A 14591-nucleotide genomic window follows, 5' to 3' on the forward strand; every position below is an offset into this window, starting at 1 on the left:
TAACTTTTATGACAAGGGCGATGTTTGTGCAGCCATGGGCCGCACGATCCCCGCCCGGTCGCAGGCAGAGATGGCGAGGTTGACATGACCAAGATGAGCCCGGTTGATCCGCTGAGCTACAGGGCGGCCATGCCCCGGTCGCAGGCCCCTGGGCGACGTGCCCCGCGGGTGGTGCTGTATTCGCATGACACGCTTGGCTTCGGGCATCTGCGGCGCAACATGCTGCTGGCCTCGGCGATCCGCGACTGCGGCCATGCGCCCGAGGTACTGCTGGTCGCGGGGATGCGCGAGGCGGGGGCCTTCACCCTGCCGCAGGGCGTCGACTGCCTGACGCTTCCGGCCTATGCCAAGGCGACCGACGGCACCTATCACGCGCGGGATCTGGGCATTGGCGTCGATGCCCTGTGCGACATGCGCGCGGCGACCATCCGGGCGGCGGTCAAGAACTTCCAGCCCGACCTGATGATCGTCGACAACGTGCCGCGCGGGGCCCAGTACGAACTTGGACCGACGCTGCAGGCGCTGAAGCGCTCGGGCCGCACGCGCATCGTGCTGGGCCTGCGCGACATCATCGACCGCCCGGCGGTCATGCGCCAGCAATGGCTGCGCCAGCGCAACTTCGAGGCGCTGCACGATTATTACGACGGCATCTGGATCTATGGCGATCCCGATTTCTTTCCCACAGCCGAGGAATACGGCCTCGGGCCGGACCTGGCCAGGCGGGTGACCTATACCGGCTATCTGGACCAGCGCGCGCGTGTCAGCGCTGAGGCCCCCGGTGCCGACCCGCTGGAGGTGACGGGGGGCGACCGGCGGCCCTTCGTGCTGTGCCAGGTGGGCGGCGGGCGCGACGGCATGGCGCTCTGCACGGCCTTTGCCGGGGCGCCCATGCCCCCGGGCCATCAGGGCATCCTGATCACCGGCACGCAGATGGCCCCCGAGGCGCAGGCCCGCATCGCCGCGCTGGCCCGGGGCCGCAGCGATCTGACGGTGGTCGATTTCGTGGCCGAGCCGGTGGGCCTGGCCCGCCGCGCCGCCGCCCTGGTCGCGATGTGCGGCTATAACACCGCCTGCGAGATGATGTCCTTTGGCCGGCCCTCGCTGGTCGTTCCCCGTGTCCGGCCCCGCACCGAGCAGCTGATCCGGGCCGAGCGGATGCGCGATCGCGGCATCGCCGACATGATCCATCCCGACAGCCTGTCCGCCCCGGCGCTTGGCGACTGGCTGGCCGTGGCCGTCACGCCGGGGGCCGTCACCCCGGGGGCCGCCACCCGGGGGCCGGTGCCCGGGGCGGTCGATCTGGGCGGCTTGTCGCGCGTCACGGCGATGGCGGCCCGGATGCTGGCCCCCCGCAAGGGCAGGCTTCCGCAATCGGCCTGACCGCCGCGTCGCACCGACCAAGTCACAAGGAAACGGTTTCGCCATGTCCCCCACCTCCCTCCAGACCGCCCCCCCTCAGACCGCACCGCCCAGGATCGGCTACGTTCTCAAGCGCTATCCGCGCTATTCCGAGACCTTCATCGTCAACGAGATCCTGGCCCATGAGGCCGCCGGCCAGCCGCTGGAGATCTTTGCGCTGCGCCCGGTCGAGGAAACGCATTTCCAGGACAATCTGGGCAAGGTCCGCGCGCCGGTCACCCGCCTGACCGAACGTCTGAAAAACCCCGATGCGTTCTGGCGGCTGATGCTGAAGGCCCGGGCGGGGCTGCCGGCCTCGTCCTGGGCGCTGCTGGGCCGGATGACGACCAGCGGGGGGCAGGATGTCGCGCAGGCGCTGGAGCTGGCGCTGGCCTGCCGCGAGCGCGGCGTCGCGCATCTTCATGCGCATTTCGGCACCGTGTCGACCACGGTGGCGCGGCTGGCGGCGCAGCTGGCGGGGATCGGCTACAGCTTCACCGCCCATGCCAAGGACATCTATTTCGACTACGATGAAAACATCCGGCTGGACGAGAAGCTGCGCGACGCGGCCCATGTGGTCACCGTGTCGGATTACAACGTCGATTATCTGGATCAGCGCTTTGGCCCGGCGGCGGGGACCGTCAGCCGCATCTATAACGGGCTGGATCTGGACCGCTTCGCCTACGCCGCCCCGGCGCCCGATGCGACCGACATCCTCGCGGTCGGGCGGCTGGTCGAGAAGAAGGGCTTCCACATCCTGATCGAGGCGATGCGCCTCTTGCGCGACGGGGGCCGCACCACCCGCTGCCGCATCGTCGGCGGCGGGGACGAGGTCGCCTATCTGGCCGCGCAGATCGCCGCGGCAGGTCTGGACGACAGCGTCGAGATGCTGGGCCCACGCCCGCAATCCGAGGTGATGGCGATGATGCGCGCGGCGGCGGTCTTCGCCTGCCCCTGCGTCGTCGGCCGCGACGGCAACCGCGACGGGCTGCCGACCGTCCTGCTGGAGGCGATGGCCCTCGGCACGCCCTGCGTCGCGACCGCGGTCACCGGCATACCCGAACTGGTGCGCGACGGTGAGACCGGCCTCTGCGTGCCCGAGGGCGACCCGCAGGCACTGGCCACCGCGCTGGCCCGGATGCTGGACGATGCCGCCCTGCGCCAGCGCGTCTCGACCGCGGGCCGCGCCCTGATCGAGCGCGAGTTCGACCAGCATGTCAACGCCGCCCGGCTGCGCGCGATCTGGCAGGATGCCATCGCCGGGTCCGGCCAACCGCAGCAGAGGTCCGCCTGATGCGCATCGCCTATGTCACCACCGATCCGGGCATCCCGCCCTTCGGCACCAAGGGCGCCTCGATCCATGTGCAGTCGGTGCTGCGCGTGCTTTTGGCGATGGGGCATCAGGTCACGCTGTTCTCGCCCTGCCTGACCATCCCTCTGGCCCCGGAATTCGCGCCGGTGACGCTGCACCCGCTGCCCCCGGCCCCGCGCGGCGATGATGCCGAGGCGCGGGCCGCCTGGTCGCTGTCGTTGAACGAGACGCTTGCCAAGGCCCTCTCCGAGGCCGGTCCCTTCGATCTTGTCTATGAACGCCACGCCCTCTTTGCCCATGCGGCGATGGAATTCGCTATGGGTGCAGGCATTCCCTCGGCGCTGGAACTGAACGCACCGCTGATCGCGGAGCAGACGCGCCACCGCCGGATGGTCCGTCAGCCCGATGCCGAGGCCAGCGCCCGCCGCGCCTTCGCCGCCGCGCGTCTGGTGGCGGCGGTCTCGCCGGCGGTGGCGGACTATGCCCGGGGCTTCGGCGCCCCGGCGCCCCGCGTGGCGGTGATCCCCAATGGCGTCGAGGCCGGGCGCTTTGCCGACCGGCCCGCGCGGACCGGCCCCTTCACGGTGGGCTTCGTCGGCACGCTGAAACCCTGGCACGACACCGCGACGCTGATCGAGGCCTTCGCGCTGCTGAAGCGCGATCATCTGCCCGAGGCGCGCCTGCTGATCGTGGGTGACGGCCCGCAGCAGGCCCCGATCCGCGCCCGGCTGGACGAATTGTCGCTGACCGATGCCGCGCATCTGACCGGCGCGGTGCAGCCCGATCAGGTCCCCGGCTGGCTGGCCGCGATGCATGTCGCCACCGCGCCCTATCGGGGCGACCAGCCCTTCTATTTCTCGCCGCTGAAGCTGTACGAATACATGGCGGCGGCCCTGCCGGTGGTGGCCAGCGATGTCGGCGATCTGGCTCAGGTGCTGGATCACGGGCGCTTGGGCGTCATCGTCCCGCCCGACGATCCGGCGGCGCTGGCCCATGCTCTGGCCGGGCTGGCCCGCGATCCCGCTGCCGCCGCGCAGATGGGCGCCCGGGCACGCGCCGAAGTTCTGGCCCATCACGGATGGGACCGGATCGTGACGCAAATCCTCAAGCGCGCCTCCGCGCCGGGGCAGGAGGCCGCCTGATGGCCCGTTCCCGCCCCGACACGCTGACCGATGCCCTGCCGGGATTGCGCCGCGTCCTGCGCCGTTTCGCGCCCTATCTGCGCCCCCATCGGGCCGTCCTGACCGGCGCGACCGCCGCCCTGATCGGCGCCACGTTGATGCGCCTGCTGGAGCCCTGGCCGCTGAAATTTGTGATCGACCGCGTGGTGCCCGCCAGTCTGGCCGGGACCGGAGGATCGGGGGTGACGGCGCTGGATACGATGACGCTGCTGACCCTGTGTGCCCTCGGGCTGGTGGCGATCATCGGGTTGCGGGCGCTGTTCCAGTACCTGTCCACCATCGGCTATGCGGTCGTCGGCAGCCGCGTGCTGACCGAGGTGCGCAGCGACCTGTTCCGCCATCTGCAGGGCCTGTCGCTTGGCTTTCACACCCGGTCGAAGACCGGCGATCTGACCATGCGCCTGATCGGCGATGTGGGGATGCTGAAGGAAACCGCCGTCACCGCCGCCCTGCCTCTGGCGGCGAACGTGCTGGTCCTGCTGGGCATGATCGTCGTCATGCTGGTGCTGGACTGGCAACTGGCGCTGATCGCGCTTCTGCCGCTGCCGGTGCTGTGGCTCTGTTCGATCCGCGCGGGCAAGAAGATCCAGACGGTCAGCCGCAAGCAGCGCAAGGTGGAGGGCGACATGGCCGCCACCGCCGCCGAGGCGATGGCCTCGATGCGCACCGTGCAGGCCCTGTCGATCGAGGACCGCGCCGCCGAAAGCTTCGTCAGCGCGAATGGCAAGAGCCTGGCCGACGGCGTCAAGGCCAAGCGGATCGCCGCCGGGCTGGAGCGTCTGGTCGATCTGCTGGTCGCCTGCGCCATCGCGCTGGTGCTGTATTTCGGCACGCTGCAGGTTCTGCGCGGACGGCTGACGCCGGGCGACCTGCTGGTCTTCATCACCTATCTGAAGGCGACGTTCCGCCCGATCCGAAGCTATGCCAAGTATTCCTCGCGCCTGGCCAAGGCCAGTGCGGCGGGCGAACGGGTCGTGCAGCTGCTGGACGAAGAGCCCGAGATCCGCGACCGCCCGGGCGCCATGCCCGCCCCCGCCTATGCCGGGCGGATCGCCTTCGAGGGGGTGACCTTCGGCTATGGCGCGGACAAGCCGACGCTGGAGGGCTTCTCGCTGGACATCGCGCCCGGCACCAACGTGGCGCTGACCGGCCCCTCGGGGGCGGGAAAGTCCACGCTGGCGGGGTTGCTGCTGCGGCTTTACGATCCCTCGGGCGGGCGCATCGCGATCGACGGGCAGAACATCCGCGACGTGACCCTGACCAGCCTGCGCCGCCAGATCGGTCTGGTCCCGCAGGAAACCGTCCTGTTCCGGGGCAGCCTGGCCGAGAACATCGCGCTTGGGGCCGGGCGCGAGGTGTCGCCCGAGCAGATCGAGGCCGCCGCCCGGCTGGCCAATGCGCATGACTTCATCGCGGCCCTTCCCGACGGCTACGGCGCGCAGGTGGCGGAACGCGGCGCCAGCCTGTCCGCCGGCCAGCGCCAGCGCATCGCCATCGCCCGCGCGGCCCTGCGCGACTGCCCGATCCTGATCTTCGACGAGCCGACGACCGGGCTGGACAGCAGCAACGAATCCACCGTCACCGAGGCGATCTGGCGGCTGGCGCGCGGCAGGACCAGCCTCTTGATCACCCACGACCTGTCGCAGGCCGCCCGCGCCGACCGCATCCTGTTTCTGGAGGCCGGGCGGATCGCGGAAGAGGGCACCCATGCCGATCTTCTGGCGCGCGGGGGCCGCTATGCGCGGCTCTGGGCGCTGCAGGGGCGCGGGCAGGGCGGGGGGGCGTTGCGTGCTGTCGCCGGCTGATCTGCGCCTTTGTTCCCGCGATCCGGCGCTGCCGGGCCTGCCGCTGCTGCTGGATGCCGCCGCGATGGCGCAGGCCTTGGGCTGCGCGGCCCTGACCCCGGCCTATCTGCGCTACAAGCCCGGCGTCAGCTGCACGGCATCCTTCCTGACCGCCGAGGGGCAGGCGCTGGCCGTCCATGCCTATCCGGCGGATCGCTATGACGAGGAAAGCCGCCGCCCCCGCTGGCGGAGGGATCCCGCCGTCATCCGGCTGCCCCAGCATGGCGCGATCGCGATCCCCGCGCGGCTTGACCGGCATCTGCGCGGGCTGGACAGGCTTCTGGACCCCGACAAGGGCCCCCGGCATCTGCGCCGCATGGCCCGGGCGCGGTTGGACCTGGCCTCGTGCAGGATGGTCCTGCTGCGCTACAAACCCGGGCGTCGGCTGGTGGCGCGGATCGATCTGGACGGGCAGCCTTGGGCCGTCCTCAAGGTCATGGGCGAGGCCGATTTCGACCGCGCCCTGATCGGGGCGACGGCGGCCATGGCGCAGGGTCAGGCGCCGCTTCTGGGGGCGGACAGCCGGTTGCGCGCGATCCTGACCGCCTGGATCCCGGGCCGGCCCGTCTGCCCCGAGATGACCGGCCATGCCCCCGATCCCGCCGTCGTCGCGCAGATCGGCGCGGCGCTGGCGGCCCTGCACGGCGACCCGTTCCGCCCCGCCGCGGACTGGTCCGCAGAGGGCGATGCCGAGGCGGTTCTGACCGCCGCCGCCGATCTGGGGGCGCTGGACCCCGATCTGGGCGCGCGGGCCGGGGGCCTTGCCGCCGATCTGGCCGCGCGCCTTGGCCGGGCGCGCGTCACGCCCGGGCTGGTGCATGGCGACTTCAGCGCCGATCAGGTGGTGATGGCGGGCGACCGGCCGGTGATCCTCGATTGGGACAATGCCGGCTGCGGAGATCCCGCCCGCGATCTGGGCAGCTTCCTGGCCCGGCTGGATGCGCAGGTGGCCGATGCCCTGCTGACGCAGCCGCAGGCGGACAATCTGGGCGCGGCCCTGCTGCAGGGCTATGGCGCGGCGCCCGGGACGCTGCCCCTTCATCATGCCCGCGCCTTGCTGCTGCTGGCGGGCGAGGGCTTTCGCCTGCGCCGCGGCGACTGGCCCGCCCGGGGCCGAGCCCTGCTGGAACGGGTTGAGGCCATCCTCCACCGCCCCGGGGCGATCCCGACCGACCCCGACATGCCCCAGCTTGCGGCGGCCCTGGACCCCGTGCGGGTCCTGCCCGCCCTGCGGCGGGCCTCGGGTCTTCAGATGGCAGAAGGTGCCCCCGCCCTCCTCCGGCACAAGCCGGGGCGCCGGGCGCTGATCCGCTATCCCCTGGCCGGGGCGGATGGCGCGGCGCTTCTGGGCAAGCTGCGCGCGAAGGGGCCAGACCGGCGGATGCCGGCCCTGCACGCGGCGCTGCGCCGGGCCGGACTGGATGGCCGCGCCCCGCACCGGACGGGCATCCCGCGCGCGCGAGGGGCGGTCGATGCGCTGAACATGTGGCTGCAGGACGAGGTGCCGGGGGGGCCGCTGGACCCGGGCGACACTGCCGCCATGGCCCGCAGCGGCGCGGCCCTGGCCCGGCTGCATGCGGTCCCCGCCGTCACCGACAGACGCTGGTCCCATGCCGACGAGGGCGCGGTGCTGGACCATGCGCTGAGCCAGGCCGCGTCCGGGATGCCGGATCAGGCCGGGGCGCTGCAGGCGATCCGGGGCGCCGCGCAGGCGGCGCTGGCCGCGCTGCCGCCCGGGCCGGATTGCGGCATCCACCGCGATTTCTATGTCGATCAGGTCCTGATCGACGGGGATCGCGTCTGGCTGGTCGATCTGGACCTCTATGCCATCGGCGATCCGGGCATCGATCTGGGCAATTTCCTGGCCCATCTGGATGAGCTTGCCCTGCGCCGCACCGGCGATGCGACTGCGCTCAAGGCCGCCGGGCAGGCGTTCCTGCGCGGCTATGCCAGCATCCGCCCGCTGCCCGAGGCGCATCGCATCCGGGTCTTCCGTCACCTGTCGCTGGCCCGCCATATCTGGATCAGCACCCGCTTTGCGGACCGCCGCCACAGCACGCAGGCTTTGATCGAACTTTCGCTGAAGGCCCTGGCCGATGCGGACCCCCCAGCCCTCCTGACCCCTTGAAAGAAAGACTGCGCATGGTCCTCCCTCGCCGCCTTCTGCTTGCCGCCGCCCTGTCGATCCCCGCCCCTCTGCTGGCCGGGGAGGACCTGCCGCCGCTGATGGAATTTCGCCCCTTGCTGAAGGTCGATCTGGCCTATGAGCGTGAGACCGAGGAGGACGACCGCGCGGGCGAGGCCGGGGTCAAGCCCCTGGTCCGCCTGATCGCCGAGGTTGCGTCCGAACGCACCTGGTCGGGCTTCACCGAGATCGACCTCTTCTCGGAGCGGATCTGGGAACGGGGAGAGGACCGGGCCACCACCAACACCGCCCGCATCAATCAGGCCTATCTGCGCTATGACGGCGCCGTCGAGCTGCGGGTCGGGCGCTGGCTGTATCGCGACGAACGCGAATGGCTGATCGACGAGAACATCGACGGCGTGCTGGCGCGGGTCGAGATGGGCAAGGTCCGCGTGGATGCGCTGGCGGGGCGCGTGGGCTGGGTGCCGCGCGAACTGTTCGAGCCGGACTCGCGCGGCGACCGCATCGCCTATGCCGGGCTTCTGGCCGAGGTCGAGGCCGCCGACGACATCCATGTCGCGGGCTTCGCCCTTCTGGGCGACGACCGCGAGCGCGGCGGGGGCGAGCAGCTGTCTCTGGGGCTGCGATCCTGGGGCGAGCTGGACGCGGGCATCAGCTATTGGGCGGATGCGGGCCTGTCGCGCGGAGAGGCGGAGGGCCGCCGCCTGAAGGGATACGGCTTCGATCTTGGCGCCACGCGCCTGTGGGAGGATCACGACCTGCAGCCCCGCCTGACCCTGGGCTGGGCGCAGGGCAGCGGTGATGGCGATCCCTCGGACGGCACGGACCGGACCTATCGCCAGACCGGGCTGCAGTCGAACGAAGGGCGTCTTGGGGGCTTTGCCAAGCTGAAATATTACGGCGAGGCGCTGGACCCCGATCTGGGCAATCTTCGCATCGCGACGGCGGCGGTCGGGGTGACCCCGGGCGAGCATCTGTCCATCGATCTGGTCTATCACCATTACCGGCTGCTCGAGGCGGCGGGCGGGGAAGCGCATCTGGGCGACGCCATCGATCTGGTCCTGGGCTTTCGGCCCACCGACGCGCTGGAGGTGGACGCGGCCTTCGGCTGGTTCTCGGGCGGGGACGGTGACACCGCCCCGCAGCGCGCCTTCGCGGGCCGGATCGAGGTCGAATACGCGTTCTGACCACCTGCGGGCGGGATCACTCCGGGCTGGCCAGACGCGGAATAATCCACATTATGTCATGCTTGGCGATATCCCGTCCTTAGAACCGCACCACGGCGGTGGCGGCGATGCTGCGGCCGGGTTCGCGCTGGCCGACCACTTCGGTGAAATCGCCGCCATAGCTGGCGCGGTCCACATAAGCGCGGTCGAAAAGGTTCGTGACCTCGGCGCGCAGGGTGACATTGTCCAGGGCCGCCGGCGCGTATTCCGCGAAGACGTCCACGACGGTATAGCCCGGCCAGTCGCTGTCGGTGTCACTGGCCCGGGTCCTTTCGGTGATCGCGTGCTGGACGATGCCGCCAAGCGTCAGGCCGGGCCGGATCTCGTGGCGCGCCTCCAGCGTCACCATGGCGCCCGGCACGGTGCCCAGCTCGCGCAGATCGAAGCTGGAGGCCCCACGCCCGTCCAGCGTCACCTCGGTATCGCTGTAGCGCAGGGCCGCGAAGCCGCCCTGCCAGTCCTGCCGGGCGGACAGGCGGAAGCCCTCGCTGTCCAGCTCGCGGGCGGTCAGGCCCTTGCGCAGATTGCCGATGCGGGTCCGGAAGATCTCGGCCCCCAGGGTGGTGCCGCCCCGCTGCCATTCGGCCCCCAGCACCCCGTTCCGGCCCCGCGTCGCGCCAAGCGCGTCATAGGCGTCGGGCGCCGAGACATCGTCCAACTCGTAGACCGAAGCCAGCTGCGTGCCGCCGAAGACGCTGGAGGCGGCGGCCTTCACCGACAGCGCCTCGGTCACATGCCAGGTCAGCGCGCCGTTGACGCTGGCCCCGTCGGTGTCGACCGACTGCCCCGCGACCCCGGTGAAGCGGTTCTGATCATAGCGCAGGCCGGCGCTGTAATCGATGGGCCCGTGGTTGCCGCGCGCCTGCGCGAAGAGGCCGGCGGTGCGGCGCTCTTCGTCGAAGGCCAGCATCGCGCCGCGGAACTGGCCCGCATAGCGGCCCCGGCTGCGGGCCGCGTCCAGCCCGACCGTCACCTCGGCGCCGCCCAGCTGGAACCGGTTCTGCGCGACGAGGCTGAGGGTCCGGGCGCGGCCGGTGTTGAAATCGGGCGCGGACTTGCCGGGGGTGGCCAGATCGAACGTGTCGAGCCTGCTTTCGCTGCGGGCGATGCGGATCTCGGGGTCCAGCAGGCCATCGGCGGCGGTGCGGCGCAGGGTCAGGGTCCGGGTGGTCTGCTCCAGCGCATAGCGCCGCGTCTCGGGCGTGGGACGCCCGCCGATCACGCCGCCCAGATTGGCGCGATAGGGGCGCAGCGCATCGTCCTTGAACCCGAGCGCGCCCAGCTCGGCCCGCCAGTCGCCCATCTGCAGGCCCAGCTTCAGCGCATGGCTGGTCATGTCGGCCCCGGTGCGCGGCACGACCGTTCCGTCGCCATCCGCGTAGGCGTTGCCCGTCGCGCGCTTGCCATAGACCAGCGCATCGACCGGCCCCTGCCGCCCGTACAGCGCCAGCGCGCCGGTCGCCGTGTCGCCGTTGCCGGCATATCCGAGCGTGGCCTGACCGCCGAAGCTGCGGCCCGGCTCCAGCAGGTCCAGCGCCGATTTCGTCTCATAGGCCAGACTGCCGGCCAGGGCCGCGAAACCTGCATCCGCAGGGGCCACGCCCGCATCGACGCGCGCGGCCTTCAGCAGGTTCGGGTCGATGATGTTCGTGCCGGTATGGTGGAACATGCGGTTGTTCTGCGCCGCCCCGTCCACGCTGACGGCCAGCTGCTGCTCGTCGATGCCGTTGACGAAGACGCGCTCGGCGATGGCGATGGCGCCGCCCACGGTCACGCTCGGTTCGGCGCGGAACACATCCTTCAGCGTGCCGGTGCGGGCATCCTCGATCTGCGCCCCGGAGACGGCGATCGGGCCGGAGGGATCCTCGGCGGTCAGGGGGATCGGGTCCAGCAGGATCGCTTGCGCAAAGGCCTGGACGGGGCAGAGGGCAGAGCCGAGCAGCAGGGCTGCCAGCGACAGGTTCGACATCACAGACTCCATCATGAGAAACGAAGGGGCTTGCGATGGCGGGAAGGGCGCAATGGCTGGCGGTGGGACCGTGATAGCCAGAACCGATCACGATGGGAAGCGGGCATCCGCGCCTTCACGGCCCCTTGCGCCCAGGCAGGGGCGTGGTCTGCCGGCGTTTGGTCCCAAAAATGCGGCAGGTTCCTGCTGAACATGCGCGGGGAGTCTTTCGTCGGGCGCCGGTTCATGACACACGGACATGCAACAAGAGCGGTGCGTCCCCGAGTCGCGATCCGTCCCAAAGCAGGAGCAGAGTTTCGACGTGTCAGAACGGAACGCCCGGACGCGGCATGATCCCATGCCGGCAACCGTCGCCGCTTTCCAGGTGCGCGGCCGCTTCCTGACCGCGCTGGCCATCCGCATCGATACCGACGCCGTGGGCGAGGCCTTCTATGCGCAGCTGGACGACCAGCTGCGCCGGACGCCGCAGTTCTTCGCGGGTGCGCCGGTGGTGCTGGACCTGATCAATGCCCCGGGTTTCCGGGATGCCGACCGCATGCGCGAGCTGGTGGGCAATTTGCGCCAGCGCGAGCTGCGCGTCTTCGGCGTCCAGAGCGCGCGCGGCATGGACGACGCCGCCCTGCAGCAGATGGGCCTGATCCCGGTGATGACCGGCCGCGACGCGCCCCTGCCGCGCGAGGGCGTCCCGGCCCGCACCGCCGCCGCCACGGGCGCTGCGGCCGCGGCCCCGGCACCCGCGCCGCGCCCGGTCCAGAACAAGGTCATCCGCTCGCCCGTCCGCTCGGGCCAGATGATCGTGGCCGATCAGGGCGACCTGACGGTGATCGGCTCGGTCGCCTCGGGGGCCGAGCTGGTCGCTTCGGGCAACATCCATGTCTACGGCCCCCTGCGCGGCCGGGCCATGGCCGGCTGCCACGGCGACGAGAGCGCGCATATCTTCTGCCAGAGCCTGGACGCCGAGCTGGTAGCCATCGCGGGCCTCTACCGGACCAGCGAGACGCTGGAGGATGCCGCCCGGCAACGCTGCACGCATATATACCTGGAGGATGAAAAACTTCGCATGGAGGTGATCGCATGACGACAGAACCCAAGAACACGCCGCCCCTCGGGCGGGTCATCGTGGTCACGTCGGGCAAGGGGGGCGTGGGCAAGACGACCTCCTCCGCCGCGATCTCGGCGGGGCTGGCCAAGGCGGGTTTCCGCACGGTCGTGATCGACTTCGACGTGGGCCTGCGCAACCTGGACATGACCATGGGATGCGAACGCCGGGTCGTCTTCGACTTCATCAACGTCATCCAGGGCGATGCGCGGCTGAAACAGGCGCTGATCAAGGACAAGCGGCTTGAGACGCTGTTCATCCTGCCGACCTCGCAGACCCGCGACAAGGACGCCCTGACCAAGGACGGCGTCGAGAAGGTCCTGACCGAGCTGAAGACCGAGTTCGACTATATCATCTGCGACAGCCCCGCCGGGATCGAGCATGGCGCCCAGATGGCGATGCATTTCGCCGACGAGGCGGTGGTGGTGACCAACCCCGAAGTCTCGTCCGTGCGCGACAGCGACCGCATCCTTGGCCTTCTGAGCAGCCAGACCCACCGCGCCGAATCCGCCGGCGCCGAGCCGATCAAGGCGCAGGTCCTGATCACGCGCTATGACCAGGCGCGGGTCGACATCGGCGAGATGATGACCGTGACCGACGTGCTGGAGATCCTGGCCGTGCCGCTTCTGGGCGTGATCCCGGAAAGCAAGGCGATCCTGAAGGCCTCGAACGTGGGCACGCCCGTCGTGCTGGACGGCCCCTCGGCCGCGGCGCAGGCCTACGAGGATGCAGTGTCGCGCCTGACCGGCACCCAGGTCGAGATGCGCATGCAGGGCGAGCGTCGTCCGGGCCTCTTCCAGCGCCTGTTCGGACGTGCGTCATGAACCTGTTCGGATTTGCCCGCAAGAAGCCCCCGATCCCAAGCGCGCACACGGCCAAGGATCGCCTGCAGATCCTTCTGGCCCACGAGCGCAGCAGCAGCGGCACCGCCGAGGCGGATTACCTGCCGATGCTGCAGCGCGACATCGTAGCCGCGATCCGCAAGCACGTCCCCATCGGGGACAAGGATGTCGAGGTCCGCATGGAACGCGGCGACCAGATGTCCAGTCTTGAGATCAACATCGAACTGCCCGCCGCCGCCGCGTCGAAGGCCGGCTGACAGCTTGGACTGACCGCCCTGCCAGCAACCCCGGCCTCCGGGGTTGTCTTGCGTTGCGGGGCCATGGGGCGGAATCGGTCATCGAACCCGATATCGACGCTAAGCGTCGAAATCTGAAGCCCACGCCAAGCTGTCCCGCATACTCCCTCAATCCCGCCCGCGCAGCACCTGCGCGGGGCGGGCGGCCAGCGGGCGCCAGGCGAAGGCCAGCCCGGCCAGCAGGGTGACCAGGATCCCGCCGCCCACGATCATCATCGCCGATCCCAGGTCCAGCCGGAACGGCACCTGCATGACGAAGCGGCTGACGGCCCATCCGGCCAGCCCCCCGGCGATCAGCGCGACCAGCCCCGCCGCCGCCCCCAGGATCCCCGAGCGCAGGGCAAAGCTGGCCAGGATCCGCCGCCGGGTGGCGCCCAGGGTCTTGAGGACCGCAGCCTCGTAGACTCGGGCGGGCTCTCCGGCCGCCGCCGCGCCGATCAGCACGACGAAGCCCGTCACCAGCGTCGCCGCCGCCGCCCAGGAGGTCGCCGCCGCGATCCCCGCCAAGGCATCGGCGGCGCGGTCGATGGCCTCGCGCACCGGGATGGCGGTGACATTGGGAAAGCGCGTGCCCAGGTCGCGCAGGATCCGCGCCTCGGCCTCGGGGCCCGCATGGACGGTGGCGATATGGGTGTGCGGCGCGCCCTGCAGCGCGGCAGGGTCCAGCGCCATCACGAAGCCGATCCCCGCATCCGAGAAATCGACCTCGCGCAGGCTGGCGATGGTGGCGGTCAGGTCGCGGCCCAGGATGTTGACGGTGATCGTGTCGCCAAGGCTCAGGCCGATCTCGGTCGCGATCTCGTCGGAAAAGCTGGCCAGCGGGGGCCCTGCATAATCCTCGGGCCACCATTCGCCTTGGGTGATCTGCGTGCCGGGCGGCGGGGTGGCGGCATAGGTCACGCCCCGGTCGCCGCGCAGCACCCAGTGATCGCCCGCCACCTCGCGAGCGGGGCGGTCGTTGATTTGGGTGATGACGCCGCGCAGCATGGGGGCGGTCTGCACGTCCGAGACCAGCGGATCGTCGGTCAGGCGGGCGCGCACGTCCTCCAGCTGGTCGGGCTGGATGTCGAGGAAGAAATAGGTGGGCGCGCGGTCCGGCAGCTCGGTCGCGATGGCGCGGCGCAGGTTCGAATCCACCTGCCCCACGGCGGCCAGCACGGTCAGGCCCAGCCCCAAAGACAGGATGACCGACAGCGCCTCGTCGCGCGGCCCGCCGATGGCCGACAGGGCCAGCCGCAGCGCCGGGCGGCCCTGCAGCGTGCGCGCCCGGCCCGCCCG

At 70.8% G+C, this 14591-nt stretch carries 11 protein-coding genes; 9 read left to right on the forward strand and 2 right to left on the reverse strand.

Annotation, left to right across the window (positions count from 1 at the left end; translation table 11 throughout):
- Positions 1-84: 84 nt before the first annotated feature.
- From FA743_RS17435 to FA743_RS17460, 6 genes are read left to right on the forward strand one after another with little or no spacing between them, the layout of a single operon-like run.
- Positions 85-1380 (forward strand): glycosyltransferase family protein, encoded by a 1296-nt coding sequence (locus tag FA743_RS17435; protein WP_136887358.1) that lies wholly within the window; start codon positions 85-87, stop codon positions 1378-1380.
- 43 nt (positions 1381-1423) lie between these two features.
- Positions 1424-2692, forward strand: a complete 1269-nt coding sequence (locus FA743_RS17440) for a glycosyltransferase family 4 protein (RefSeq protein WP_136887359.1) — start codon at positions 1424-1426, stop codon at positions 2690-2692.
- Complete coding sequence (locus FA743_RS17445) at positions 2692-3852, forward strand: glycosyltransferase family 4 protein (protein ID WP_136887360.1); 1161 nt, start codon at positions 2692-2694, stop codon at positions 3850-3852. The genes FA743_RS17440 and FA743_RS17445 overlap by 1 nt, the downstream gene beginning before the upstream one ends.
- On the forward strand, positions 3852-5696 hold the full coding sequence (locus FA743_RS17450; protein WP_136887361.1) for an ABC transporter ATP-binding protein: 1845 nt from the start codon (positions 3852-3854) through the stop codon (positions 5694-5696). The genes FA743_RS17445 and FA743_RS17450 overlap by 1 nt, the downstream gene beginning before the upstream one ends.
- On the forward strand, positions 5680-7863 hold the full coding sequence (locus FA743_RS17455; RefSeq protein WP_136887362.1) for an aminoglycoside phosphotransferase family protein: 2184 nt from the start codon (positions 5680-5682) through the stop codon (positions 7861-7863). The genes FA743_RS17450 and FA743_RS17455 overlap by 17 nt, the downstream gene beginning before the upstream one ends.
- A gap of 14 nt (positions 7864-7877) precedes the next feature.
- Entirely contained in the window at positions 7878-9068 is a 1191-nt protein-coding gene (locus tag FA743_RS17460) for an alginate export family protein (RefSeq protein ID WP_136887363.1), read from the forward strand.
- A gap of 79 nt (positions 9069-9147) precedes the next feature.
- Here the strand turns inward: FA743_RS17460 and FA743_RS17465 are convergent, their stop codons facing one another.
- Positions 9148-11076 carry a TonB-dependent receptor domain-containing protein gene (locus FA743_RS17465; protein WP_169308930.1) on the reverse strand — a complete coding sequence of 643 codons (1929 nt, stop codon included), beginning with the start codon at positions 11074-11076 and terminating at the stop codon, positions 9148-9150.
- Between the two features lie 337 nt (positions 11077-11413).
- On the opposite strand from FA743_RS17465, the gene minC reads away from it, so the two are divergent.
- The 3 genes from minC to minE are packed head-to-tail and all read left to right on the forward strand — an operon-like array spanning position 11414 to position 13274.
- Positions 11414-12154 carry a septum site-determining protein MinC gene (gene minC, locus FA743_RS17470; protein WP_136887365.1) on the forward strand — a complete coding sequence of 247 codons (741 nt, stop codon included), beginning with the start codon at positions 11414-11416 and terminating at the stop codon, positions 12152-12154.
- Positions 12151-12999 (forward strand): septum site-determining protein MinD, encoded by an 849-nt coding sequence (gene minD / locus FA743_RS17475; RefSeq protein WP_136887366.1) that lies wholly within the window; start codon positions 12151-12153, stop codon positions 12997-12999. Before minC ends, minD begins: the two co-directional genes overlap by 4 nt.
- Positions 12996-13274 (forward strand): cell division topological specificity factor MinE, encoded by a 279-nt coding sequence (gene minE, locus FA743_RS17480; RefSeq protein WP_211242314.1) that lies wholly within the window; start codon positions 12996-12998, stop codon positions 13272-13274. The genes minD and minE overlap by 4 nt, the downstream gene beginning before the upstream one ends.
- A 147-nt stretch (positions 13275-13421) precedes the next feature.
- Here the strand turns inward: minE and FA743_RS17485 are convergent.
- Positions 13422-14591 (reverse strand): ABC transporter permease (locus tag FA743_RS17485; protein ID WP_136887367.1); only part of this gene is annotated, 1170 nt, incomplete at its 5' end.

Source organism: Paracoccus gahaiensis (genome assembly GCF_005048225.1).
Taxonomy (GTDB): Bacteria; Pseudomonadota; Alphaproteobacteria; order Rhodobacterales; family Rhodobacteraceae; genus Paracoccus; species Paracoccus gahaiensis.